Consider the following 23,010-nt stretch of genomic DNA (forward strand, 5'->3'; position numbering starts at 1 on the left):
GGACATTGACACATCTGGGGAGTGGGTCACCGTGCAACCCCCGCAGCCGCCGTACGGCGGCCCGCCGCCCGCGTACGGGCCTCCGCCGCCGCCCGGGCCGCCGGGACCACCGATGCCGCCCGGCCCGCCGGGATGGGGGCCGCCGGGACCGCCCGGACCGCAGCGGCCGAACAACAACAACGCTGCGGTGATCATCATCATCGCGGCCGTGGTGGTGCTGTTCGGCGGCGGCGCCATCCTGTGGTGGGGCTTCGACATCGGTGCCTCGGGAGGCAAGCGGGCGGCCTCCGCGCCGACGCTGGACATTCCGACGCCGCCCACCTTCACCCCGCCGCCGTTCCCCAGCTCGACGCCGTACTCTCCGCCCGACACGTACTCTCCGCCGGACACCTACTCGCCCCCGGACACGTACTCGCCGCCGGCGCAGCACTGGGGCGCCATCGCCGTGGCGAGCGACGGCAGCGTCGGCAAGTCCTGGGACTACAGCAGCTCGAGCGCCGCCTCGAAGCGGGCGTTGAACGAGTGCCCCCGCTCCGGCTGCAAGGTCCTGGTGACCTTCGTCAACTCCTGTGGCGCCGTCGCGTTCAACCCCCACACCAACCGGTACTGGGGCGGCCGTGGCTCCACGAAGGCCGCGGCCGAGCGGGACGCCATCTCCAACGCGGGCGGCGGCCACTGGATCAGCTGGGTGTGCACCACCCGGTAGCGAACCGGCGGTCCGCGCTCCCTGAGGCGCGGACCGCTCAGTGGGCGCTGCGGACGAGGTCGTGGACGGCCTCGCTCATCGTGACCGGATCGACCTCGCCGAGCGGCACCGAGTCCTTCGGCGAGTAGGCGGGGGCCGGACCCGCCCACAGTGTGCTGATCTCCTGGTCCTCGCCTTCGCCGTACATGTAGTGGTGGAGGCCGGGACTCAGGCCCGCCACGACGTACAGGCCGGCGGGGTCGCGCCGGGCGAGCCACCCGCCTGTGAAATCGCCGTCGGCGTCCACGGACTCCCAGCGCCCCTGCGAATGGCCCCTGGCCTTGCCGTAGGAGAGGACGAGCCCCTCCACCCGGGCGAGCCGGTGCGCGGCGCGCTCGTCGTCCGTGAGCCGGTGGACGGGGCGCCCGAGCTGCTCGAACGGCTGCGAGATCTCGTAGTCGGCGAACAGCTCCGTCCAGGCGCCGAGGGCGTCGTCCAGCAGGATCGGGTGGGCGATGCCGACGCGGGCGTCCGGCGCCGGGGTGAACAGGTCGTCGTCGACGTCGGCGTAGGAGTGGTCCTCGGCGACGCGGAAGGAGACGCCGCCGTCGGTGATCCACACCAGCCGGCGGACGATGTGCCCCAGCAGCGGGTGAGTGACGAACAGGGCGTGGAAGTCGTCCGGCGTCCAGCTCCGCCGTTTGATCATGGCCAGCTCGAAGCGCTTGATCTCCTGTTCGGCGATGGTCCGCAGGTCCTTCTTCAGGCCGGTGAACAGGGCGTGCGCGGCCGGTGCCAGGGCCGGATCGTCCTTGGGGCCGGGCTTGGGTGCGCTCTTGCGCACCTTGCCGTTCGGCTCGACGACCAGCGGTGAGAGCTGCTGGTCGAAGGTCACGGTGAAGCGGCGCGGGCCGTAGTCGAGGACGAGGGTGCCCTGGGCGTCCAGGCCGAAGTCCGGCACGGCGCGGTCGGCCAGGTCCTCCGGCGTGATGCCGCGGGCGGCCGCGATCTCGTCGATCTTCTGCACCGCTCTGGCCTTGAGCCCCTTGTACTTGCCCCGGCGGGTCAGCTCGAACAGGTGGGTGAGGGCGACGTCGGAGCCGATCGTGGCGAGGACGTCCAGCGCGGCGATGGCCCGGCCGGCGCTGCCCTCGCCCGGCCAGTGTTTGACCAGCGGGCTGAGCCGCCGCACCGTCGTGTCGTCGCCGATCAGGCCGAGCTGCGCCAGCGCCCAGTTGTGCCGGGTGGGCGCGCCGAGGGAGTACCAGCGCTGGAACAGGGCCCAGGAGAACTCGGCCAGCGAGTGCCGGTCGCAGAAGTCGCGAACCGCCGCGACCTCGGGCGCCTTCTTGGCGAGCAGGTGCAGCAGGCACCTGGTCGCGTTCGCGGGCAGGGCCCGGTCGCCGTCGCGCGTGAGGATCCGCGGAAGCAGCGCCGGGTCGGCCCAGTCCACCTTCGCGCTGCGGGCCGGCCGGCCCGCGAGGGCCTCGGGCAGGTCGTCACAGTCAGGGACGGCCGGTCGCGGCAGAAACGCCTCGACGGCCCCGGACGGCAGCGCCTCGGCGAGCTCGGGCCGGGCGTACAGCAGGCTCCGCAGCAGCCCGGCCGCTCGAAGCCCCCGCGTCGTGCCGTTGTCGGCCGGCGGCGCCAGCGCCCGGAGCGCGATCAGCGGGTGGCGCTCGGCCGCCTCCTGCAAGGCGGCGGGCCCGCCCTTCTCGCCCATGTCGTCGAGCAGGATGGGGAAAAGCCGTTCGTCGGCGACCTCCAGGAGGGCCCTGCGTACGACCGGGCGCGTCTCGTCGGCGTTGGTGTAGGGGTACCTGAGCGCCCTTTCGAGCAGGGGGAGAGCGTCCGCGCCCAGCCCGTCGAGCAGCGTCCCGAGTATGGCGGGAGTCGGCGGTATCCAGCCGATCCGGCCGACGTGCGCGGCGGTGGACAGGGAGCAGACCACGTGTTCGTGGTCGAGGACCCGCGCACCGGAGGGGTCGTCCAAAGACTCGTCCATCCAGGCCGTCTCGGTGGGGATGAGGTAGGAGACCGTGCAGCGCCTCAACGCGTCACCACGACGGGCCGACAGCCGTGTGACGGCGTCGCGGTAGTCGCCCTCGGGAGCCGCCGCCAGGAGCGCGCGGAGCCGTTTGGCCACCGTGTCCGCGGCGATCCACTGGTCCACGCGGACGTGGTCGTAGGAGTTCATGCGCCGGATCTCGCCGCGCCACCCTTTGGGCCCCGGACCGGCGTAGGCGGCGATCCGGATGACGCCGCCGGGACCCGGCGCCACCCGTCGCGGCGCCGGACCGAGCGCGATGGAGGACGCCTCGGTGACCGCACAGGCGGCGAAGGCGAGCCCGTGGTCCAGCACCCAGGCGTCCAGGAAGGCCGCACCCTCGACACCCTGCAGATACTTGACCGCCACCGCGGCGACGGCGGCCGCGCCGACCGGGTCCGGCTCGCCGTCCAGCCAGGCCCGGACGGCCTCGCCGAGCTCGGGGTCGGTGTCCTCGTGCTCCAGCATCTCGTCGACGATCGGGCGTGCCGCCCGCTCCCACTCGCGCGCCCGCCGAGCGGCGTCCTCGTCCAGAACGACCGCCGGCCCGGCGACACCGCCACGCCGCGGATGGATGCACTCACGCCACTCGACCGGAACGCCCACCGTCTCGACCATGGCACCGGAACCTAGCGGCCACCGCCGACATTCGCGCTCCGTCATCTACCCGGCGGCCGACAGCCGCCGTGCAGGCGACGCCGGGCGGCTGTCGACAAGACGCCTCTCAGCCGGTAGGCACGTCAGTGCCGCACATACGAGTCCATAGTCGAGTCCCGGGAAGCCTCGCCGATGTCGCGACCGCAACGCACCATCAACACTCCCGCCGTCATTCTCGGCATCCTCATGGTCGGCTGCTGGCTGTGGGTCGGATACCTCTTGGTGATTCCACCGCACGGCTGTTCGAGCGACAGCGCGGGCGTTCCCCTCGCCGATGTCTGCCGCCTCGAGCGGGCCGACCGGCTCCGCTACGCGGTGCTCGCACTCCTCATCTCCAACGTGCTGCTGACTCTTCTCGCCTTCGGCCCGCGTCTCCTCCGTACTCTCGACGAGTGGACCACCCCTCAGAGGGAGACCGGCGACGACTGGTGAAGCGGGCCGCTCGCACCGCGTGCCGGTCGGTTTTCGGGGCCGGGACGGAAACGTGAATCGGCGCGGGGATGAACAATGGCCGCACGGCGGCGGTTGGGGTGTCGCGGGGCGGGCGGATGCGCTTGGCTGGCCGCTCGTGCTCCGCTTCCGGCCTGTGGTCCCAACGATCGTGATCTGTCTGCTTCTGGCGCTGATGGGGTGTGCCGCTCATCCCCTCCAGGCCCGGAAGGGTGGTGCCGGGAGCCGGACGCCCGCCCTGGCAGAGCGGCCGAACATCGTCTTCGTGCTCACCGACGACCTGTCCACGGACCTGCTCCGGTACATGCCGAACGTGCAGCGGCTCCAGCGGGAGGGCCGCTCCTTCACCAACTACTTCGTCACCGACTCCTTCTGCTGCCCGTCCCGTTCCTCCATCTTCACCGGGCAGTTCCCGCACGACACCGGCGTCTACACGAACAGCGGGCCGAACGGCGGCTTCGACAAGTTCACCAAGACAGGCAAGGACCGCCAGACCTTCGCGATCGCGCTCGGGGCGAAGGGCTACCGCACCGCGATGATGGGCAAGTACCTCAACGGCTACGACAGGACCGCCTACGTGCCGCCCGGGTGGAGCCAGTGGGACGGCGTGGGCACCGGCGGCTACGGCGGCTTCCACTACATCCTCAACGAGAACGGCACGCTGAGCACGGGCGGCACCGCGCCCGCCGACTACCTCACCGACGTGCTGTCCGCGAAGGGGACCGCGTTCATCGACCGGTCGGCGGCGGACCGCTCGCCGTTCCTGCTGGAGATCGCCTCCTTCGCGCCGCACCTGCCGGCGACTCCGGCGCCACGTGACGCCCACAAGTTCCTGGACGCGCGCGCCCCCCGCGGGCCGGCGTTCAACGAGGGCGACGTCGCCGACAAGCCGCGGTGGCTGCGCAGCTACCGCAAGCTGAAGCACGGCCAGCTCACCTCGATCGACGCCCAGTACGTCCGGCGGGTGCAGTCGGTGCAGGCGGTCGACCGGATGGTCGGCCGGCTCCGTGCCACCCTCCGGGCGCGTGGCCTGTCCCAGAACACCTACTTCGTGTTCAGCTCCGACAACGGCTACCACATGGGCGAACACCGGCTCATGCCCGGCAAGACCACCGCCTTCGACACCGACATCCGGGTGCCGCTCGTCGTCGTGGGTCCCGGCGTACGGGCGGGCAGCACCGACGCCACGCTGGCCGAGAACACCGACCTGGCTCCGACCTTCGAGGACCTCACCGGGACGCCCGTCCCGGCGTCGGTGGACGGCAGAAGCCTGGTCCCGCTCCTCCGTGGCGAACGCGACGCCGGCGCGCCCGGCGCGGTCCTCGTCGAGCACCACGGGCCCAGCCTGTCCAAGGACGATCCCGACCGGCCCGGGCCCGCCAGCGGGAACCCGCCCTCGTACACCGCGATCCGGACACTGGACGCGCTCTACGTCGAGTACAAGGACGGCGAGCGGGAGTACTACGACCTGCGCACCGATCCGTACGAGCTCGACAACACGGTGGCGACCCTGCCCCCGGCCCGGCTCGCGCAGCTGCAACGGACCCTCCACGGTCTGCGCACCTGCCACGGCAGCCGTCGCTGCTCCGTCGCCGCCCGCCTCAACTGAGCCGGAGCCGGGGCCGCCGGAGCGTCAGCCGGACAGCCCGGTCAGGGCGAGGAACTCGCCGCGGAGCGGGCGTCGGTGCGCAGCGCGCCGAGCAGTGTGGAGGTCAGAGTGGTGGAGCCGGTGGCCTGCACGCCCCTCAGGGTCATGCAGGTGTGCTCGGCCTCGATCACCACGCCCACGCCCTGGGGCTCCAGATGCTCCTGGAGCCAGTCCGCCACCTGCTTGGTCAGGCGCTCCTGCACCTGGAGCCGGCAGGCGAAGTGCTCGACGACGCGGGCCGGCTTCGACAACCCAGGATGCGCCGGCCGGGCAGGTAGCCGACGTGCGCCGTGCCGACGAACGGCAGCAGGTGGTGTTCGCAGACCGAGCGCAGCGGGATGGCGCGGGCCAGCACGAGCTCGTCGTACCCCTCGTCGTTGGGGAAGGTCGTCAGGTCGAACGGACGAGGACTGAACAGTTCGGCGTACGCCCGGGCCATCCGCGCGGGCGTACGCCGCAGGCTCTCGGAGTCGGTGCGGATGCCGAGCGCGTGCAGGAACTGCGTGGCGGCCCGCTCGGCGCCCTCGAGTCCGTCAGCGTGCTGAGCGAGGAGACCCGGCGACGGATGTACGCCGTCGTACGCCGCGCGGGCCGGCCCGTGACTCGTGACGAGGCGGCCGCCGGCGTCGGGGTCTCCCGGAAACTGGCCGCGTTCCACCTGGACAAGCTGGTCGAGGCCGGCCTGCTGCGCGCCCACTACGAGCACACGGACGGCCTGCGTCGGGTCGGCCGCCGGCCCAAGCTGTACGAGCCCTCCGGCGTCGCGGTCCAGTTCTCCATTCCCGATCGTCGCCATGAGTTCCTCGCCGACCTGCTCATGGAGGCCGTCCTGACGGAGGGCAGGGCCGAGGACGCCCGGCAGGCCGCGGTGCGGGTGGCCGGGGTACGCGGCCGCGACCTGGGCGAGGCGGAGCGGCAGGCGACCCGTCCAGGACGGTTGGGGGCGGAGCGGGGCCTGACGTTCTGCGAACGCATGCTCGAGCGGCACGGCTTCGAGCCGCTCCGCGAGACCACGACCCGCCTCCGGCTGCGCAACTGCCCCTTCCAACCGCTCACCGCGAAGGCGCCCGACCTCGTGTGCGCCATGAACCACGCCTTCCTGACCGGCTATCTCGACGGCGTCGGGGCCACCGGCCTGCGGGCGGTCCCGGCCCCCACCCCCGGCGAGTGCTGTGTCCGGATCTCACCCGCGGCCCCCCGGCAGCCAGGAGCACCGTCCGGTGCATAGCGAGCGGCGCGCGGCTTGTGGCGGCCGTCACCACGCCGGTGGTCCGTCGTCGTACCAGTCGAGTGCGGCTCGATGGCAGTCGTCGCAGCGCTGGAACCACGGGGCGCAGGGACGGCCGCAGGACGCGCACAGCGACGCGTCGGTGAGGGGCCTGCGCCGGGCGACCAGCTCGACGACGCGGCGGGACGCCGCCTCCTCTCCGGCCGAGGCTTCTTCGGGGTGCACGCCGCCGACGACGCCGAACGAGCGGCCGGCCGCACCCAGGTCGCGCATCATCGCGGCGTGGCGCTCCGCCTCGTCGAGGCTCATCCGGGCGACCGCGGACTCGGGACGAAGCATCCCCCGCAGGGAGCCGTCCGTCAGCACCGCGGAGGCGATCGCGGGGAAGGCGCCGCCCGCGTCCACGGGTAACGTCATGAGCCGCCACACCGTCGCCCCGTCGCCGGGCCACGAGGCGTCCACCGTCGCGCGGGCGCGGACCGCGGCGCGGGCCGCCTGCCACATCGAGAGCAGAGGATCGATCGGGGCGGGACGCAACCAGGGCCGTGCGCCGACCGCATGGCGGGCGGCCTTCCGCCAGCCGGTCAGGGCGTGCGGGATCTCGGCCGGAGCGGGGTCGCCGAGCTCGCACCAGTCCGGGCGCAGGTGCGCCCGGTCGATGGACAGGTCGGAGGGCGCGCCGTTCGCCACGGCGACGGCGGCGCGTACGAGCCCGGCGTCCGGCGCGAACCCGGGGATGCCGCCGGCGTACACCGCGACCCGGCCCTCGGCGTCGGCGAGGCCCCGCCGGCCGGCGCGCCCCGCCATCTGGGCGGCTTCCCACAACCGCAGCGGGCGCCGTTTCGTGCCGTCGAACTTGCCGGTCTCGGCGAAGGCCACCGCGCGCAGCGGCAGATTGATCCCGTGCCCGATGACGTCGGTCGTGACGATCACTTCGACCTCGCCGGCGACCAATCGCTGGATCTGCTCCCGGCGCGCCCCAGGCGGCATGGCGCCGTACAGTACGGTGGCGCGGCGGCCGTGATCGATCAGCTCGCGGTGCAGGGCCAGCACCGCCCTGCGGCTGAACGCGAGCACGGCCGAGCCGGCCGGAACCGTGCCGGGGCTCATCGGGGGTGCGTGGGTGAGCTCGGCCTGCCGCGAGTGCCGCGCGATCTCGAGGTGGCCCGCCTGGGCGAGGGCGGTGCGCAGCACGGCGCCGGCCTCGGGGGCGGCCGCGACATGGATGTGACGGTGGGACCCGGACAGCAGCAGCCGGGTCCAGGCATGGCCTCGATCGGGGTCGGCGAGCCAGTGCGCCTCATCGAGCACGAGCACGTCGCCGCCGGTGGGGGCGGACTCGGCGGTACAGGACACGACATCGGCCCGCGGGTTGATCCGCTCCTCGCCGGTGACCAGGCCGACGCGCTCGTGCGGAAGGCGGGCGCGCAGCCTCTCGTAGACCTCACGGGCGAGCATCCGCAGGGGAGCGGCATACGTGCCCGACCGCCCCCGCACGGCCTGGGCGACGAGGAACTCGATCGCGTCGTGGGTCTTGCCGGAGTTGGTGGGGCCCAGGTGGAGGACCACTCGCTCCGGCGGCGTCGTCCGCGCCGCGAGGCGCACCCGGGCCCGCGCCGCCGCCTCACGCTCCAGGTCGCGCCGCCGGCGCGATGCCTCCCGCCTGGCCTGACGTCGCTCGATCGTGGGGTCGTGACCCGTCATGACTCCCCCTGGTGGTCGGGTGACTACTCAGGGTGGCGAGACTAGTGAGACGGGCCGACATTTCTCCGGGGACGGGATGCTCAGCCGGCGCCTCCGGCCACGTACGACGGGGTGAACGTCACCGGCAGGGAGACCAGGCCGCGCATCCACACGGACGGCGACCACTCCAGCTCCTCGGGGCTCACCGCCAGCAGCACGTCCGGGAGCCGGTCGAGGAGCACCTCGACGGCGGCCCGGCAGATGACCTCGGCGAGCTCCGGCGCCGGATACGGGCACCGGTGTTCGCCGTGGCTGAACGACAGCATGGCGTGGTTCCCGGCGGTGACCGACTCCGGGTCGGGCCGTACCTGCGGGTCGCTGTTGGCCGCCGCGAGGCCCAGGACGAGCAGGTCGCCGGCCTTGATCTGCTGCCCGCCGAGCTGGATGGCCCGGGAGGCCCAGCGCCCCAGGTAGTTCTGCGTGGGGGTGTCCTCCCACAGCACCTCGTTGAGCGCCTGGCCGACGCTGCGGCGCCCGCCCGCGAGGTTCACCGAGAACCGGTCGTCGGTCAGCATCAGCCGGATGGTGTTGCCGATCCAGTACGCCATCGGCTGCTGGGCGGCGGTGATCACCAGGACCAGGTCGGCGATGAGTTCCTCTTCGGTCAGGCCGGCCGGATCGTTCAGCATGCGCGTGGTGAAGTCCGACCCCGGCTGCTCAGCCTTGTGCGCCACCAGCCGCCGCATCGTCGCGTCGATGCCCTGATACGCCTCGAGCGCGCCTTCGTCGCCGTTGACCGTGGTCATCATGTCCCGCAGCAGGCCGGGCGTCTCGGCCTCGGGCAGGCCGAAGATCTTGGCGACGGCCAGCAGCGGCAGCGGCTGCGCGAACTCGGCCATCAGGTCGACCTCACCCGCCTCGACGAAATTGTCGATCAGGTCGTCCGCGATCCTCTCGCACTGCATCCGGAGGTCGAACTGATCGACGCCGAACAGGCCGTCGCTGATAGCGCCCGCCCGGCGGCGGTGCTCGTCCCCCTCGGCGAACAGCGTGGAGGGCTGGTAGCCGACGAACGGCATCAGGGGCCAGTCGGGCGGGATGTTCGGCCACTGGTTCCAGCGGCGGCAGTCGCGGGCGAACACGTCCGGATTGCGCAGCACATGGTGGAGCTCCCGGTAGCCGATCACGAACCAGGCCGGGACGTCGCCCTCGATCACCACCGGGACGACCGGCCCGTGCTCCTGCCTCATCTCTCGGTACAGCTCCGCCGGATCGCGCAGGAACCGCGGTCCGTACAGCGGCAACACGTCGGTGTGGACCGGGCAGCCCATCGCCCCGGTGTCGGCGTGGTCGGGGGCCGGCTCAAGGTCGGTCATGATCTCTTTCCACGATCAGTTTCGGTCAGCGTCCGCCGACGGCCAGCGCGGGGGAGAACCGCGCCGGCAGCCCCGTCAGCCCGCGGACGTGGAAGGACGGCCGCCAGACGAGGTCTTCGGCGGGGACGGACAGGAGGACGTCCGGGAGCCGGTCCAGCAGCACCTCGACGGCGGTTCGGACGATCACCTCGGCGGCTTCCCGTGTGGACTGCGGGCATCCGTGGCTGCCGTGCCCGAAGGCCAGGTGGGCCTGGTTCCCGGAGATCCCCGTGGGTGAGCCGGGCCGTACGTGCGGATCGGTGTTCGCGCCGGCCATGCCGATGATCAACATGTCGCCGGCCCGGATCCGGCGACCGGCGAGTTCGGTGTCCCGCGCGGCCCACCTGCCGACGTCGTTCTGCACCGGCCCGTCCTCCCAGAGAACCTCGTTCAACGCCTGGCCGACGCTGCGGCGGCCGCCGGACAAGGTCAGGGAGAACCGGTCGTCGGTGAGCATCAGGCGCAGTGTGTTGCCGATCCAGTTCGCCACCGGCTCCTGTCCCGTCACCATCACCACGAGCAGGTCCTGGGCGATCTCCTCGGCGGTACCGGGATGAGTGGTCACGATGCGCGAGGCCAGGTCGGTGCCCGGACTCTCGCGCTTCATCGAGACGAGATCGTGCATCGCGGCGACCACCCGGCCGTGCGCCGCGAGCGCGCCTTCGCCGGTGTCCAGCGCCTCGACCAGGTCCCTGGCGACGGACTCGAGCCGCGTGCCGGGGACGCCCAGCATCTCGGCGAGGACCAGCACCGGCATCGAGTACGCGTAGTCGGCCAGCAGATCCGCCTCGCCGCGGCCCGCGAAGTCGTCGATCAACGTGTCGGCGATCCGCTCACACCGGAGCTGCAACTCGAACGGGTCGATGCTCGCGAACGCCCGCTCGACCGCTTCGTACCGGCTCTGGTGCTCGGATCCCTCGCCGAAGAACATCGACGGCTGGTAGGCGATGAACGGCATCAGCGGCCAGTCGGGCGGGATCTCTCCCCACTTGTTCCAGACGCGGGAATCACGTGGGAACAGCTGGGGGTCGGTCAGGACCCGGTGCAGCTCCCGGTAGCCGATGACCAGCCACGCGAAGACGTCGTTCTCCAGGAGGACGGGCACGATCGGCCCGTGGTCGCGCCTCAGCTCCGCGTAGAGGGCGGCGGGGTGCTCGCTGTAGATGCGTTCGTACAGGCGGACCGCCCCGTCGACCGACCCGTCGGTCATGAGTCCTCCTCCGTCGGGGAGGGTGACCACAGGGCCGTGCCTCCGATGCCCTCGCTTCGCTCGGTCATCAGACGTGTTCTCTGGTGGACAGGGAGTAGAGGTGGTTCACGAGAGTGATCAGTACCTTCTTGCTCGACTGGCGGTCCCGGGCGTCGCAGTCGATCAGCGGGATGTCCTCGGACAGGTCGAGTGCCTCCCGGATGTCCTCCGGCCGGTGCTCCGGCCCGCCGAAGTCGTTGCGGGCCACGATGAACGGCATCCCGTGGTGCTCGAGGCGGTCGATGGCGTACCAGGAGTCCTGGACGCGCCGGGTGTCCACGAGGACGACCGCGCCGAGGGTGCCGGAGAACAGCCGGTCCCACAGGAACCAGAACCGCTGCTGCCCCGGGGCGCCGAACAGGTACAGGACCATCTCGTCGTTCAGGGTGATCCGCCCGAAGTCGAACGCCACGGTGGTCGTGGTCTTGCCCCGTACCTCGCCCGCGTCGTCGATCCCGACACCGGCCCGCGTCATGATCTCTTCGGTGCTCAGCGGCCGGATCTCGCTCACCGAGCGGACCATGGTCGTCTTGCCGACGCCGAAGCCGCCGACGATCACGATCTTCAGCGCGTTGCTGACGGTGCTCGGCAGCGGCGCGGCACCGGTGGCCTGGTCAGAGCTTTTCAAGTCCAACGAGCACCTGCTTAAGGACGGTCGGGTCGGGGAGTCTGGTCTTGGCGGGGCCGGGTGTGGGGGCCGCGGCGCTCGACGGGTGGCGTGCGGTGATCCGGCCGGTGTCGAGCAGATCGCACAACAGGATCTTCACGACGCTGACCGGCAGCCCGAGCTCGGCCGCGATCTCCACGACCGCCTTGGGGCCGGTGCACATGCGGAGGATCTTCACGTGCTCGGACTGCATGCCCGGCGTCGGATCGCACTCGCTCACGATCAGGGAGACGCTGTCGATGGAGCTCTCGTCCACCCGGCTGCGGCCGCCGGTGACGATGTACAGGCGGTCCGGGTCTTCTCTGTCGACGGACCGTGTCATCGTGCGCCGGTGCCCTGCTGCGACTGCCGGGGCGCGGCGACCAGGTACTCGCCGAGCTGCTCGACGAGCTCGTGCATGTTGTGCCCGATCAGGCCGACGTCGGCCTCATCGGTCGCCACGACGGCCAGGTGGGCGCCCTCGCCGGCCTCCACGATGAACAGCAGTCCACCGTGGAACTCGGTCATGGACTGGCGGAGGCCGCCGGAGCCGTCGCCGAACTCCGCGGACGCCCCGTAGGCGAGGCTCTGGATGCCCGAGGCGATGGCGGCAAGCTGGTCGGCCTGGTCGACGCTCAGCCCGTACGTGTGGCAGAGCTTGAGTCCGTCCTTCGACAGCACGAGGGCGTGCCGGGTCTCGGGCGTTCTCTCCAGGAGGTTTTCCAGTAGCCAGTCGAGGTCGCGATCTGTGGTCTTCATCGGTTCATCGGGGAAAGTGCTCCGGGTCTGCGCGCCCGACGCGTGCCCCCTGCCTCCAATCTCTCGTCGTTACATTCCTGCCTGGCGGGCGAGCCGAGCGTTCATGCGTCGTCTGGCTCGGAGGCATGCGCGTCGTTCCCTGTCCGCTTGCGACGACCGGCCTCGCGGAAGGCGGTGAACTTGGCGCCGGGGTCAAGGGGCTTGGCAGGCTTCTTCTTCGGCGCGTCGGCCGACGCCTCCGAGGGCGCCGACGCCGCCGCGAGCGTCTGTCCCCTTCGGCGCTTCGGCAGTCCGGCGATCATGTTCTCGCCGGTGGTGTCGCTCTCGGCCTGCGGCGTACCGGAGGCGGCCGGCGCCGCGGCACCGGTGGGGGCGTCAGGTGCGGCAACGGTCTCGGCGACGTCGTTCGCCGGCGCGGTGAGGGTCGCCGTGGCGGCCGGGGCGCCGTCACCCGGTCCGGAGGCGGTCTCGGTACGGCGCTGGGCGCCCGCGGCGCGAGATCCGGCCGGAGCGGCCTCGGGCGCCGGCTGTGTGACGAGCTGCCGGGGGATCATGACCACGACTCCGGTGCCACCACGCGAGGACGGGCGGAAGGAGACGGTCAGGCCGTGCTTACGGGCGAGGCAGCCCACCACCGCGAGCCCGAGGCGTGTGCCGGAGAGCGTCGCCAGGTCCAGCGCCTCCGCGGACACCGCCTGCTCCGCGCGCTCGAGCGCGGCGGAACTCATCGCCAGACCGCCGTCCTCGACGGTCACCACGATGCCCGTGTGGATCTCCTCGACGTACACGTGCACCTCCTCGGAGGGAGGCGAGAAGCTGGTCGCGTTGTCCATCAGCTCGGCCAGGGCGTGCATGACGCCCTCGGCGGCGTACCCGGCGACCGCCGCCGTGCTGGTCGAGTGGATGCGGACCCGCTGGTACGCGCTGATCCGGCCGACGGCGCCCCGGAGGATGCTCTCCATCACGATCGGCTTGGTCCAGCGCCGGCCGGAACGGGCGCCGGTGAGCACGGCGATGCTGTCCGCCAGGCGTCCCGCCTGAGCGGTGGCGTGGTCGAGTTTGAGCAGGTCGCCGAGGGTCTCCTCGTCGTGGCGGTTCTCCATCTCGCGCAGGTCGGCGAGCATGCTGGTGGCCAGCGCCTGGACGCGGCCGGCCGCGTTGGCGCAGGCGGACATGGCGGCCGCGCGCATGCGCTCTCCCCGGCCGACCTCGTCGACGAGGGTCCGCAGGATGCGCCGGTGGGCGGAGCCGGTCGGCTGCACGACCGAGGCGAGGACGGTGTCGGAGGACGCGCCGTCGCGCAGGCGCTTGACCGCGCCGGGCAGCGTCTCGTCGGCCAGCCGCAGGAGTTCGGCCTCCATCGTGGCGACGCGGCCGCGCAGGCGGCGCGCGGTCTGGAACCCATGGGCGGCGAAGGCGAGCGTGGCGCACAGGGCGAGCGCCGCCACTCCGGTGTACGTCGCGACGAGTGCGCGATCGCCGGCCGGTACGGAAGCCGTCGCCAGCAGGCAGGCGCCGCCGGTCACGACCACGGCGGCCAGCAGGACGAGCAGGGTCCGGTCCATCGGCGGGCGCTCCGCCCGTTGGCGGCTTGGAACGTGTGCTGACATCGATCAGGTCCTCGTCGGCGGTCGGTACGGGATCGGAGCAGTCCGGAGTGAGCCGGGCACCGTACGTCGGGAAAACCGCCCAGGCTCAGGTAATTGCCGCTAAACGGGCATTTTGTTGCCGTACGGCGCGGGAAGTGGTGATGGCCGCCGGCTCGGACGTGCCTCGCGCGGGGAGGCGACGAAGGAGACAAAAAGCGAGCGCCATTCGTTTTTGCCGCCCCGGATGCTCGCGCATGTCTGTCGTGATCCCTCGCCTCAGCCGCGATGTCCACCCGGTTCCGACAGAGATCCGGGCCGCGCGCGGGAACGAAATATTAGCCGTTTCGTAGTTCCGACGCTACGGTTCGTCATCCATTAGTGTCATTCCCACGCTTTGCGGCCGAAGGGACACTTTGCCGGCCAGCGGTCCGTCCGTTCCGCGCGGTCGGCCGCCCGCGCCCGCCTGTTGAGCGACCGGCCGAACATCGGAGCACTTCCGCGAAAGGCCGGTGTTTAGCCTTACGCGGTCGGGCCGCGCGGGGCGCCGGCGTCCCTTGAGGTGCGCGGTCCGACAGCGAGGCCGTTTCCCATGGATTCGGAGTTCGCCAGGAGGTCCGATGACGGCGACGTTCTTCCTCGCGCCGTCGCTCTTTCTGTGGCCGGACACCTCCGACGTAAGGGCGGCCGCGAACCCGCGGACCCGTCATCCCACCCGGCGGAGTGCCTCGGGGGTGAGGTCCTTGAGGGAGGGGTAGCCGTCCACCGCCATGATCAGGTCGGCCTCGGCCAGTAGCGAGCGCAGCACGTGGACGACGCCGTGGACGCCGCCGAGCGCCAGGCCGTAGGCGTACGGGCGGCCGATCCCCACCGCGGTGGCGCCCAACGCCAGCGCCTTGATGACGTCGGCGCCACTGCGTATCCCCGAGTCGAACAGCACCGGCAGCCCGTCGGCGGCGTCGAGCACGTCGGGCAGGCACTCCAGGGTGGTCAGTCCTCCGTTGGCCTGTCGTCCGCCGTGGTTGGAACAGTAGATGGCGTCCGCGCCGTGGTCCTTGGCGCGGCGGACGTCGTCGGGGTGGCAGATGCCCTTGAGCATCAACGGCAACTCGGTCTGGGACCGCAGCCAGTCCAGGTCGTCCCACCGGAACGGCCCACCGAAGATCGGCAACGTGCGCACCGCGACCTCGGTGGGGTCGTCGCCGGGCCGCAGTCTCTTTCGGAAGACCGGGTCGCTGGTGTAGTTGCTCAGGCAGCCGCTGGGCACCTGCGGGTAGTTCGAGCCGCGCAGGTCGCGAGGCCGCCAGCCGGTGACCCAGGTGTCGAGGGTGACGGCGATGCCCTTGAACCCCGCCGCCTCGGCGCGGTGCACCAGACTCGCGGCCATGTCCCGATCCGGCGGTGTGTAGAGCTGGAAGAAGCCGGGCGTATCGCCGAGCACGTCGGCCACATCCTCCATCGGGTCCGCCGACAGCGTTCCGACGAAGAACGGAACACCGGTGCGAACGGAGGCGAGCGCACAGGCGAGGTCGCCGTGCCCGTCCAGGGCGCAGACCCCGATCACCCCGATCGGCGCCATGAACACCGGCGAGGGCAACCTCACCCCGAACAACTCGACCGACATGTCCCGGTCGGTCGGGGCGACCAGCATCCGCGGATACAGCCCCCAGCGCTTGAACACCTCGCAGTTGGCCCGCTGGGTGTGCTCGTCACCGGCCCCACCGGCCACGTACTCCCAGACCTTCGGCGGCATCGCGGCCGACGCCTTCTCCTCCAGCTCCGCGAACCTGATGGGGTACGGCGGCTGCCACCCGGTCAGCCCCCGGGCGTACAGCTCGTCCTGGTACTCGGCGAATGCTGTCACGATCTGCGTGTTACCCCTGGTGAGCTGCGCGAATCCGAACGCACGGCGCGCCTGCCGTTGTCCCGCGACCCCGGGGCGCCCCAGGTGGCCGGCGCCGAGATCGCGATGTACCCGAGTACGAACTTGGGGAACTTCGCCCAGACGAACCGGGCGCGGGCCCCGATGCCCCCGGCGACGCCCGTGGCCTTGTGGCCCGCGCCCGAGGCCGGGCCCGCCACGCTCAGGTCGACCAGCCGCACCGCGGCCCTGTGGAGGGAGCGGTGAGCGCCGCTGGTGAGACGCTCATCGGGCCGACTCCCGTACACGCGCCAGCATCGACGCCACCTCGGGCGTCAGCGCGTCGGCGATCAGGGCGTTTCCCCGGTCGCTCGGGTGCGGGCCGAGCCTGCCGTACGAGAACAGGGATTCCGGGTCGGCCGCCTCGGTGAAACGCGACGTCACGTCGACCACCGGCAGCAGGCGGCGCATCCCGGCGAAGACGTCGCCGTAGACCCGTCCCCGGTCGGCGCGCTCCAGGTCCACCACCTGCGGCATGACGAGCAGGAGGGGCTGCTTGCCCGCGTCCCGGCACGTCGCCGCGAACCGTTCGACCAGCGCGGTCAGCAGGCGCACGGCCGCCGGCTCGCGGTAGAGGCGTGCGGTCCATCGCGCGTTGTCGCGCAGAACGACGTTGAACGCCCGCTGGAAGGCCCCGTCCCGGTCGCGGGTGAGCCGGCCGGCGGCCAGGTGCGCGAGTAGGGGGAGATGCCGCCGCCAGCGCCGCGCGAGCCGCGGCAGGTAGGGGAAGCGCAGGATGTCGCGGCGGAACTTGCTCCGGTAGAACCCGTCCAGCCGCCGGATACGGTCCAGCTGATCCTGGTAACCGGCGTATTCGGACGGGTCCCGCACCGCGCTCGGGTGGTGTTCCAGACCGGAGCGGCCCAGCGTGAAGCGTGGCTTGAAGGCCAGCGTGTTGCCGTATTCGAAGTAGTGCTTCCAGTACGACTGAATCCGGGCGATGGTCTCCGGCACGACTCCCATGATCACGACGTCGGCCTCCAAGGAGTCCAGCTCGCGTTCGAGCCGTAGCAGGCCCTGGTCCAGCCCGTAGTTGCCGACGCCGTAGTTGGCCACGTTGACGCCCAGCCGGCGGGACAGGTGGTGCGGCCAGGTCTCGTCGTCCCCCACCAGGCGGCAGAACGTGAAGGAGTCACCGAAGCACGCCACGCCGGCCGGCGCGTCCAGGTCGGCGAAACCCGGATCGCGCCGCCTCCCGCGGGCGTCGACGGCGAAGGAGACCTCGCCGGAGGTCGTCCGCTCGGTGCCCGTCTCCCCGGGCCGCCGGCACCAGCCCAGGTCCGGGTCGAAGGACTTCTCGCCGTGTCGCTTCGCCAGGTCGGCGGCGATGTGCGGCGTCTCGTCGCGCGGGCCGATGAGCCAGGGGAAGCCCGATCTCAGGCGTCGCACCAGTACGAACGCGGCCGCCTCCAGCACGCCGTACAGCACCGCCGCCACGACCGTGGGCGCCCTCATGACCGTACGGCGGGCAGCGCCGCGAGGACGCGGTCGACGAGCGCGTCCGGCGTGCCGTCGGGTCCCCAGCTCTCCAGCACGAGGTCCGGCTTCGGCGGACGCGGGAACGGGATGTCGACGCCGACGACGTCGCGCATCCGGCCGTTCCGGGCCGCCTGGTACAGGCCCTTGGTGTCGCGCTCCTCCAGCACGCTCATCGGAACGTCGAGGAAGACCTCGAAGTACTCCGAGAACGTCTCGCGGTTCCACTCCTGCCACTCCGGGAAGATGGACAGGACGGCGGCCACGACGTTGATGCCCTGGCGGTCCAGCATGGCGCACAGCCGGCTGACCCGGCCGGCGTTGGCCTCCCGCCCCTGGACGTCGTGCCCCAGCGACTCTCCCCATACGTCGCGCAGCAGGTCGCCGTCGAGATACACGACGTTCGGCGACTCGGCCTTGAGCCGGGTGACGAGCCGCGTACCCACCGTCGTCTTGCCGGCCCCCGACATGCCGATCAACCAGATGACCATCACTGCCTCCCCTGGTCGGTGAGTTCCAGCCGTCCCGTCGCGGTGAGCGACTCGTACAGTTCGAGGTCGTCCCGGCGGTCGACCTCGGCCCAGTCGCCGGCGCACGGGACCGTCTCGATCCGCTGGCCGGCGTCGAGCAGCAGTTGCAGCAGACCCGTCATGTCGAGTCGGTCCCGCTGCTCCGGTGAGAGCGTGCCGAGCACGGTCTCGACCGCCCCCCAACTGGCCGGGGTGAACCGCAGGAGCCCCATGTACTGCCCCTCGATCTCCGCGACCGTACGGGCGCGCCCGCCGATCTCCCGCAGCGATCCGTCCTCGGTCCGCCGGAACGTCTCGGCGTCCTCCAGCGGCTCGGCGAACCGCCGTGCCCAGAGTTCGAGCCAGTGCGGGTCGTAGGCGATGGCCAGCTCACCGGGGGCGTGCGCGAGGCGTGCGGCCGTCTCGGCGGAGTACACGATGTCCCCGTACGACACGAGGCACGGGGCGGAGCGCAGCCAGGCCGTCGCCGCCCGCAGCGAGGCAACCATGTTCGTATGCGCCCACCGCCGCGCGATGAACACCTGCCAGTGGTCTCCCGCCAGCACCTCGGCGCGGTAACCGGCGACGAGGGCGAAGTCGTCGACGCCGGCGCCCGCGAGGGCGGAGCGCTGCCGGGCCAGGAGCGTCCGGCCGGCGAGCGGGACCAGGCACTTGGGCCGGTCGTCGGTGAGCGGGCCGAGTCGTGAGCCGCGTCCGGCGGCCAGGATGATCCCCTTCATGCGCTCGCCCCGAACCAGTCGTGGAACAGCGCGCGGTCGTCTTCGGCGAACGGCGTCATCCGCTCGGGATGCCACATGATCCCGGCGAGCGGGGCATTCTCGTGTCTCACGGCTTTGATCACCTTTCCCGGGCCGGTGGCCCAGACCTGGAGTGGGGGACGGGTCCGCGTGGCGGCCCACGTGTGGTAGCTGTTCGCGACGCGTTCACGGCCGTCGACCGTGAGCATCTGGCGTTCGGCGACGTGCCCCCGCACTCGCGTCAGGGGCACGCCGAAGCGGTGCTGGAGGATCTGCATGCCGCGGCAGACGCCGAGGAGCGGGAGCCCGCGGCGCTCCGCCGCGTCGAGGAGCGCGAGTTCGGCGGCGTCGCGTTCGGGCGCGTCACCGCCGTAGGCGGCCAGGTCGTTGCCGCCGGTCAGGAGGACGCCGCGCACCGGAGACCGCCGGAGTACCCCGAGCGCCGCCGTCGTGTCATTGGGCAGCGGCAGGGGCAGGAGCCCGCAGTGCAGGAGGAAGGCGGCCCAGCGCCGGTCCAGAGCGTCGTTCCGGGTCCCGTGCGCGTCGACCACCACCCGTTGACTCACCGCCACATAGCTCACGGCTCCTCGTTCGCTCATGGCAGGACCTTGACCTGGTGGTTCAGGCAGTCGATCGTCAGAGCGCGCGCGGCCGCGCAACGGCCGTACAGCGTCTCGCCCGCACCGATCACCGCGGGGATGCCGAGCTGGTGGGCACGGATCGCCATGTGGGAGTTGGCGCCGCCGAACCGCGTGACGAAGCCGCTGATCCCCTGGGAGAAGATCCAGTCGTAGCCCGGGTCACCGCTGGGCAGCAGGAGGATCTTCCCGGTCAGGTGCGCGGGCTCCGCCTCGGCCACCTCGACCGGCGCGGTGACCTTTCGCTGCGTCACGTAGTTCGGCTCGTAGCGGGGCAGGTGGAACGCGGTGACCTCGGACGGCTCGCTGATCACCGGCGGCATGACGATGCTCCGCGTCAGCTCGTGGCGGGCGCGGCCGTCGTCCACCGCCCGGCGCAGCGCGCGCCCGGGCTCGTCCGCGCCGCGGTACAGCGCCTCGATGACGGACACGTCGACGTAGGACATGTCGTCGGCGTCCAGCCCGTGGCGGCCGCCGAACTCCTTGATCAGCGACAGCGCCTCGCTGAGGTGACGGGTGAACTCGAACTTGGAGTTCTCCCGCTGGACGATGCTGCCGGTGATGAACGCCCACAGGCTCTCGGCGTCCGGTTCGAGCCCGTGCGTCCGCGACAGCCGGTCGACGCGGCGAAGCGCGCCGGGCGGCAGCCGGAACTCCTCCGGCTCCGCGGTACGGCCCGGGGCGGCCGACCAGTCGAAGTAGTCGTCCGGCGCCTCGTCGTAGCGCGGTGAGCAGATGTCGTACGTTCCGGGGCGCAGGAAGCCGTACGTGGCCAGGAACTCCTCTTTCGCCAGCACCGTCCGGTCGCGCAGCATGCGGTTCGTCACCGTGTCGAGGGACGCCATCAGGCGCGCGACGCCGTCCTCGTCGAGGACCTCACGGGTGACGAGCGACCGCAGCATCTCCACGGCGATGAAACCGAGCCGGGCGAAGCCGGCGAACGCCAGCGTGCCGTACCGGCGGCAGTCCTCCAGGAGCCAGTGGACGCGCGCGGCCGGATCCAGCTCCGAGTCGCGGATCCGCGCCAGGCGACCGCGCAGGGACCTGATGTTCGCCTGGTCCTCGATCCGCGCCGGATGCTCCGGGCGCATGAGCCGGTTGGTCAGCGCGCGCAGCGAGCCGGCGATCCGCCGGCGTTCGTCGTCGTCGAAAAGGCCATGGGTCCGGCACTTCAGCCGGTCCTCAAGATCAAAGCAGTAGGAGGAGAAGACAACGTCGAATTCCAGCTTGTCGTGGAATTCCGGATTTTCGGCCAGGCGGTCCAGATAATAAGTGGCGAGACGTTCCGCCAGGGATTCGTCCAGATCAGCGGGAATGAGCGAGTTGCAACTCGCCCGTATGTCGACGTACGGCAGTCCATAAAAGTCGAGCAACAGGGGGAATCCGCACACGTCCCGGTAGCCGTAGCGCACGCGTTGCTCGGCCCACTGCGCGTCTGTGATCAGCCGGCGGTAGATCGAGAGGGCCAGTGGGCGCGGCTTCGTACCGATGATCTCCGCCGGGTTCCAGTCCGGCATCACGCCGAAGAGGGCCCGGTCGCCGAGCAGGTACGGATGGGGCCGGCCGGCCGCCTCGACCTTGGCGGTGATCGCGGCGAGTGCGGTCTCCTGTCCGGCGGTGCCAGGAAGGGCGTCGACGACCAGGGGGCGCACCTGCAGCAGGAACAGCCGGTCGGCGGCGTCGAAGGCGAACTCGATGTCCAGGCACGTCGTTCCGAGCTCGCCCTCCAGCTCACGGGCGAGCGCGACGACACGGCGCAGCCGGGCGTCCTCCGGCATCGCGGAGGCGTGCCGCCACAGGTAGAAGGTCTTCAGGCCGGAGGCCCTGCCGCCGGTCACCGCCTCGGTGTCGCCGTCCTCGTCGTAGTTGACGACCACGTACGGCGCGCCGGTACCCGGGTCGCAGGTGAAGACCACTCCGGACATGGTGGGAGAGCCGACCATGGGCTGGACGAGGACGTGCTGGTCGCCCAGGCCGGTGAGCTCGGTGAGGTCGGCCCGGTACGAATCGACGACGGCCCTGATGGCGGTCCGCAGGGCCTCGCGTCCGACGGTGTCCGGCACCGAGAGGTACCTGCCGGGCATCAGGGTCTCGGCGTGGTCCTCCATCAGGGTGCTGCTGCGCACGATCAGGGCCCCCCTGCCCCACGGCCGGTCCTGGATCGCGTCCAGGACCTCTTCTTCGTGCTCCAGCCAGGAATCGACGCGGAAATAGTGCAGCGGCAGGACTTCGGCTTCCTTGATCACCGGAAAGAGGCGTTCCAAGGTTTCGGCCTTCGTTCCGAAAGCTGCCATCAGGCTTCCTCCTCGGGGGATTCCAAGGCCGTACGTGCGCCGAAGAGCCGCCGCGGCGCGGCCACCCGCAGCACGTAGGACGTTCACCTTTCCGTCGTCTGAACGTCATGCATGTTTAACCCCGCGATTCCCGGCAAATCACTTTCTCCTTGACAGCAGCTGGACGTTCTCAAGCGGTGGCATCTTGATGACACGGGGAAACATGGCCATGAACGCAGAGCACTCCCGCCGACAGAGCACCGTGGACGAGGGCAGACCGGACGAACGCGATGCCCTCGGTCTGCGCAAGGTGGACCGGGCCGTCTACGGGCTCTGGCTTCGCCATCCCGACTGGAACACCGCGGCGATGGCCGAGCGGCTCGACCTTCCGGCAGAGGTGATCGCGAAGGCGCGCGAGGTCCTGCTGTCGAAGGGCCTGCTCGCCGCCGATCCCGCCCTCCCGGACCGGGCGCTGCCCGCCGGACCGGACGCCGTGGTCGAGCGGACCATCGCCACCATCGAGGCGGACGCCGCGCGCCGGCGAGCCGACGCCCTCCGGGCGGGAGCCGAGTTATCAGCGCTCGTCACCGCTCGCCTGACGGAACACCAGGAACCCCCGGAGGCGATCGAATGGATCCGGGACATGCCGACCGCCCGCCTGCGCCTCGGCGAGCTGGTCCGTCTCGCCCGGCACGAGATCTTCGCCCTGCACGTCGGCGACCCGCCGGGCTGGAAGATCGCCACCGCCTTCTCCGCGTTGAACCGGCGCACGCTCGAACGCGGCCTGCCGATCCGCGCGATCTACGAGCACGGACGCCTGGCCGACCGGACGGCGCTCGCCCGGATGGCGAACCTCGTCGACAAGGGCGCAGAGGTCCGTACCGCGACGCGTCCGGCGCTCTGGGGAACCGTCGTCGACCGGACGATCGGCGTGATCCCGGCCGGTAACGACGACCAGGGTCTTCTCGTCATCACGGGCACCGGCATCGTGCACGCTCTGTCGGCCCTGTTCGAGAGCTGCTGGTCCTGGGCCCAGCCGCTCGCCGCGGGCACCGCACAGTCCGGGCACCCCGAGAGCCCCGGCGACGACACCGGCGAGGGCGGAGGACTCAGCGAGCACGACCGGCTGCTGCTGCGGCTGCTCAGCCTCGGCATCAAGGACGAGGCCATCGCCCGCAACATGGACATGTCGGTCCGTACCGTTCGCCGGCGCATCTCCCAGCTGTTCGACCGTCTCGGCGTGACCAGCCGGTTCCAGGCGGGGGTGCAGGCCGTGCACCGAGGCTGGCTCTGAGCGCCGCGGGCGTCAGGAAGCTGCCGCGGCGGATGGATGGCAGCTAGCTGCGACGCGACGCCGTTTGAGCGCGTAAGGCGCGGACACG

19 protein-coding genes and 1 pseudogene are annotated in these 23,010 nt (G+C 71.4%); 5 read left to right on the forward strand and 15 right to left on the reverse strand.

Going from position 1 to position 23,010, the window contains the following annotated elements; all coding sequences use genetic code 11:
- Window positions 1–31: 31 nt before the first annotated feature.
- Entirely contained in the window at window positions 32–706 is a 675-nt protein-coding gene (locus tag ACQEV1_RS05725) for a DUF4189 domain-containing protein (RefSeq protein WP_285631347.1), read from the forward strand.
- Between the two features lie 37 nt (window positions 707–743).
- Here ACQEV1_RS05725 and ACQEV1_RS05730 read toward each other — a convergent pair whose 3' ends face one another.
- On the reverse strand, window positions 744–3,350 hold the full coding sequence (locus ACQEV1_RS05730) for a DUF4132 domain-containing protein (protein WP_433392016.1): 2,607 nt from the start codon (window positions 3,348–3,350) through the stop codon (window positions 744–746).
- A 171-nt stretch (window positions 3,351–3,521) separates the two neighbouring features.
- On the opposite strand from ACQEV1_RS05730, the gene ACQEV1_RS05735 reads away from it, so the two are divergent.
- Both ACQEV1_RS05735 and ACQEV1_RS05740 read left to right on the forward strand, forming a co-directional pair.
- Window positions 3,522–3,821, forward strand: a complete 300-nt coding sequence (locus tag ACQEV1_RS05735; RefSeq protein WP_285631353.1) for a hypothetical protein — start codon at window positions 3,522–3,524, stop codon at window positions 3,819–3,821.
- Window positions 3,822–3,990: 169 nt separating this feature from the next.
- Window positions 3,991–5,448, forward strand: a complete 1,458-nt coding sequence (locus tag ACQEV1_RS05740) for a sulfatase family protein (protein WP_433392019.1) — start codon at window positions 3,991–3,993, stop codon at window positions 5,446–5,448.
- A 41-nt stretch (window positions 5,449–5,489) separates the two neighbouring features.
- Here the strand turns inward: ACQEV1_RS05740 and folE are convergent.
- Window positions 5,490–5,983: pseudogene (gene folE / locus ACQEV1_RS05745) on the reverse strand (GTP cyclohydrolase I).
- Between folE and ACQEV1_RS05750 the strand changes: the two are divergent.
- Window positions 5,978–6,715, forward strand: coding sequence for a helix-turn-helix transcriptional regulator (locus ACQEV1_RS05750; protein WP_433392022.1), 738 nt, complete (start codon window positions 5,978–5,980; stop codon window positions 6,713–6,715). The pseudogene folE and the gene ACQEV1_RS05750 overlap by 6 nt on opposite strands.
- Before the next feature lie 27 nt (window positions 6,716–6,742).
- Here ACQEV1_RS05750 and ACQEV1_RS05755 read toward each other — a convergent pair whose 3' ends face one another.
- The 13 genes from ACQEV1_RS05755 to ACQEV1_RS05815 form a co-directional block, all read right to left on the reverse strand.
- On the reverse strand, window positions 6,743–8,419 hold the full coding sequence (locus tag ACQEV1_RS05755; protein ID WP_433392025.1) for a helicase-related protein: 1,677 nt from the start codon (window positions 8,417–8,419) through the stop codon (window positions 6,743–6,745).
- Between the two features lie 80 nt (window positions 8,420–8,499).
- On the reverse strand, window positions 8,500–9,774 hold the full coding sequence (locus ACQEV1_RS05760; protein ID WP_285631359.1) for a cytochrome P450: 1,275 nt from the start codon (window positions 9,772–9,774) through the stop codon (window positions 8,500–8,502).
- Window positions 9,775–9,799: 25 nt separating this feature from the next.
- Window positions 9,800–11,023, reverse strand: coding sequence for a cytochrome P450 (locus ACQEV1_RS05765; RefSeq protein WP_433392029.1), 1,224 nt, complete (start codon window positions 11,021–11,023; stop codon window positions 9,800–9,802).
- A gap of 67 nt (window positions 11,024–11,090) precedes the next feature.
- Entirely contained in the window at window positions 11,091–11,696 is a 606-nt protein-coding gene (locus ACQEV1_RS05770; protein ID WP_432705643.1) for a GTP-binding protein, read from the reverse strand.
- Complete coding sequence (locus ACQEV1_RS05775) at window positions 11,677–12,051, reverse strand: DUF742 domain-containing protein (protein ID WP_285631368.1); 375 nt, start codon at window positions 12,049–12,051, stop codon at window positions 11,677–11,679. The genes ACQEV1_RS05770 and ACQEV1_RS05775 overlap by 20 nt, the downstream gene beginning before the upstream one ends.
- On the reverse strand, window positions 12,048–12,467 hold the full coding sequence (locus tag ACQEV1_RS05780; RefSeq protein ID WP_285578071.1) for a roadblock/LC7 domain-containing protein: 420 nt from the start codon (window positions 12,465–12,467) through the stop codon (window positions 12,048–12,050). The genes ACQEV1_RS05775 and ACQEV1_RS05780 overlap by 4 nt, the downstream gene beginning before the upstream one ends.
- Window positions 12,468–12,568: 101 nt before the next feature.
- Window positions 12,569–14,032: a sensor histidine kinase gene (locus tag ACQEV1_RS05785; protein ID WP_285631371.1), complete on the reverse strand. Its 1,464-nt coding sequence runs from the start codon at window positions 14,030–14,032 to the stop codon at window positions 12,569–12,571.
- Between the two features lie 727 nt (window positions 14,033–14,759).
- On the reverse strand, window positions 14,760–15,917 hold the full coding sequence (locus ACQEV1_RS05790) for an alpha-hydroxy-acid oxidizing protein (protein WP_433392035.1): 1,158 nt from the start codon (window positions 15,915–15,917) through the stop codon (window positions 14,760–14,762).
- A gap of 282 nt (window positions 15,918–16,199) precedes the next feature.
- On the reverse strand, window positions 16,200–17,429 hold the full coding sequence (locus ACQEV1_RS05795) for an SGNH/GDSL hydrolase family protein (protein WP_433392038.1): 1,230 nt from the start codon (window positions 17,427–17,429) through the stop codon (window positions 16,200–16,202).
- Window positions 17,426–17,941, reverse strand: a complete 516-nt coding sequence (locus ACQEV1_RS05800; protein WP_433392041.1) for an adenylyl-sulfate kinase — start codon at window positions 17,939–17,941, stop codon at window positions 17,426–17,428. Before ACQEV1_RS05800 ends, ACQEV1_RS05795 begins: the two co-directional genes overlap by 4 nt.
- Entirely contained in the window at window positions 17,941–18,699 is a 759-nt protein-coding gene (locus tag ACQEV1_RS05805; RefSeq protein WP_285631382.1) for a phosphocholine cytidylyltransferase family protein, read from the reverse strand. Before ACQEV1_RS05805 ends, ACQEV1_RS05800 begins: the two co-directional genes overlap by 1 nt.
- Window positions 18,696–19,316, reverse strand: a complete 621-nt coding sequence (locus ACQEV1_RS05810; protein ID WP_433392044.1) for a gamma-glutamyl-gamma-aminobutyrate hydrolase family protein — start codon at window positions 19,314–19,316, stop codon at window positions 18,696–18,698. The genes ACQEV1_RS05805 and ACQEV1_RS05810 overlap by 4 nt, the downstream gene beginning before the upstream one ends.
- Window positions 19,313–21,649 (reverse strand): PEP/pyruvate-binding domain-containing protein, encoded by a 2,337-nt coding sequence (locus ACQEV1_RS05815; protein ID WP_433392047.1) that lies wholly within the window; start codon window positions 21,647–21,649, stop codon window positions 19,313–19,315. Before ACQEV1_RS05815 ends, ACQEV1_RS05810 begins: the two co-directional genes overlap by 4 nt.
- Before the next feature lie 208 nt (window positions 21,650–21,857).
- Here ACQEV1_RS05815 and ACQEV1_RS05820 point away from each other — a divergent pair, with 208 nt between their 5' ends.
- Window positions 21,858–22,922 (forward strand): LuxR C-terminal-related transcriptional regulator, encoded by a 1,065-nt coding sequence (locus ACQEV1_RS05820; protein WP_433392050.1) that lies wholly within the window; start codon window positions 21,858–21,860, stop codon window positions 22,920–22,922.
- Window positions 22,923–23,010 lie beyond the last annotated feature (88 nt).

This window comes from Actinoallomurus sp. CA-142502, from assembly GCF_050936355.1.
GTDB classification, from domain to species: Bacteria; Actinomycetota; Actinomycetes; order Streptosporangiales; family Streptosporangiaceae; genus Actinoallomurus; species Actinoallomurus iriomotensis.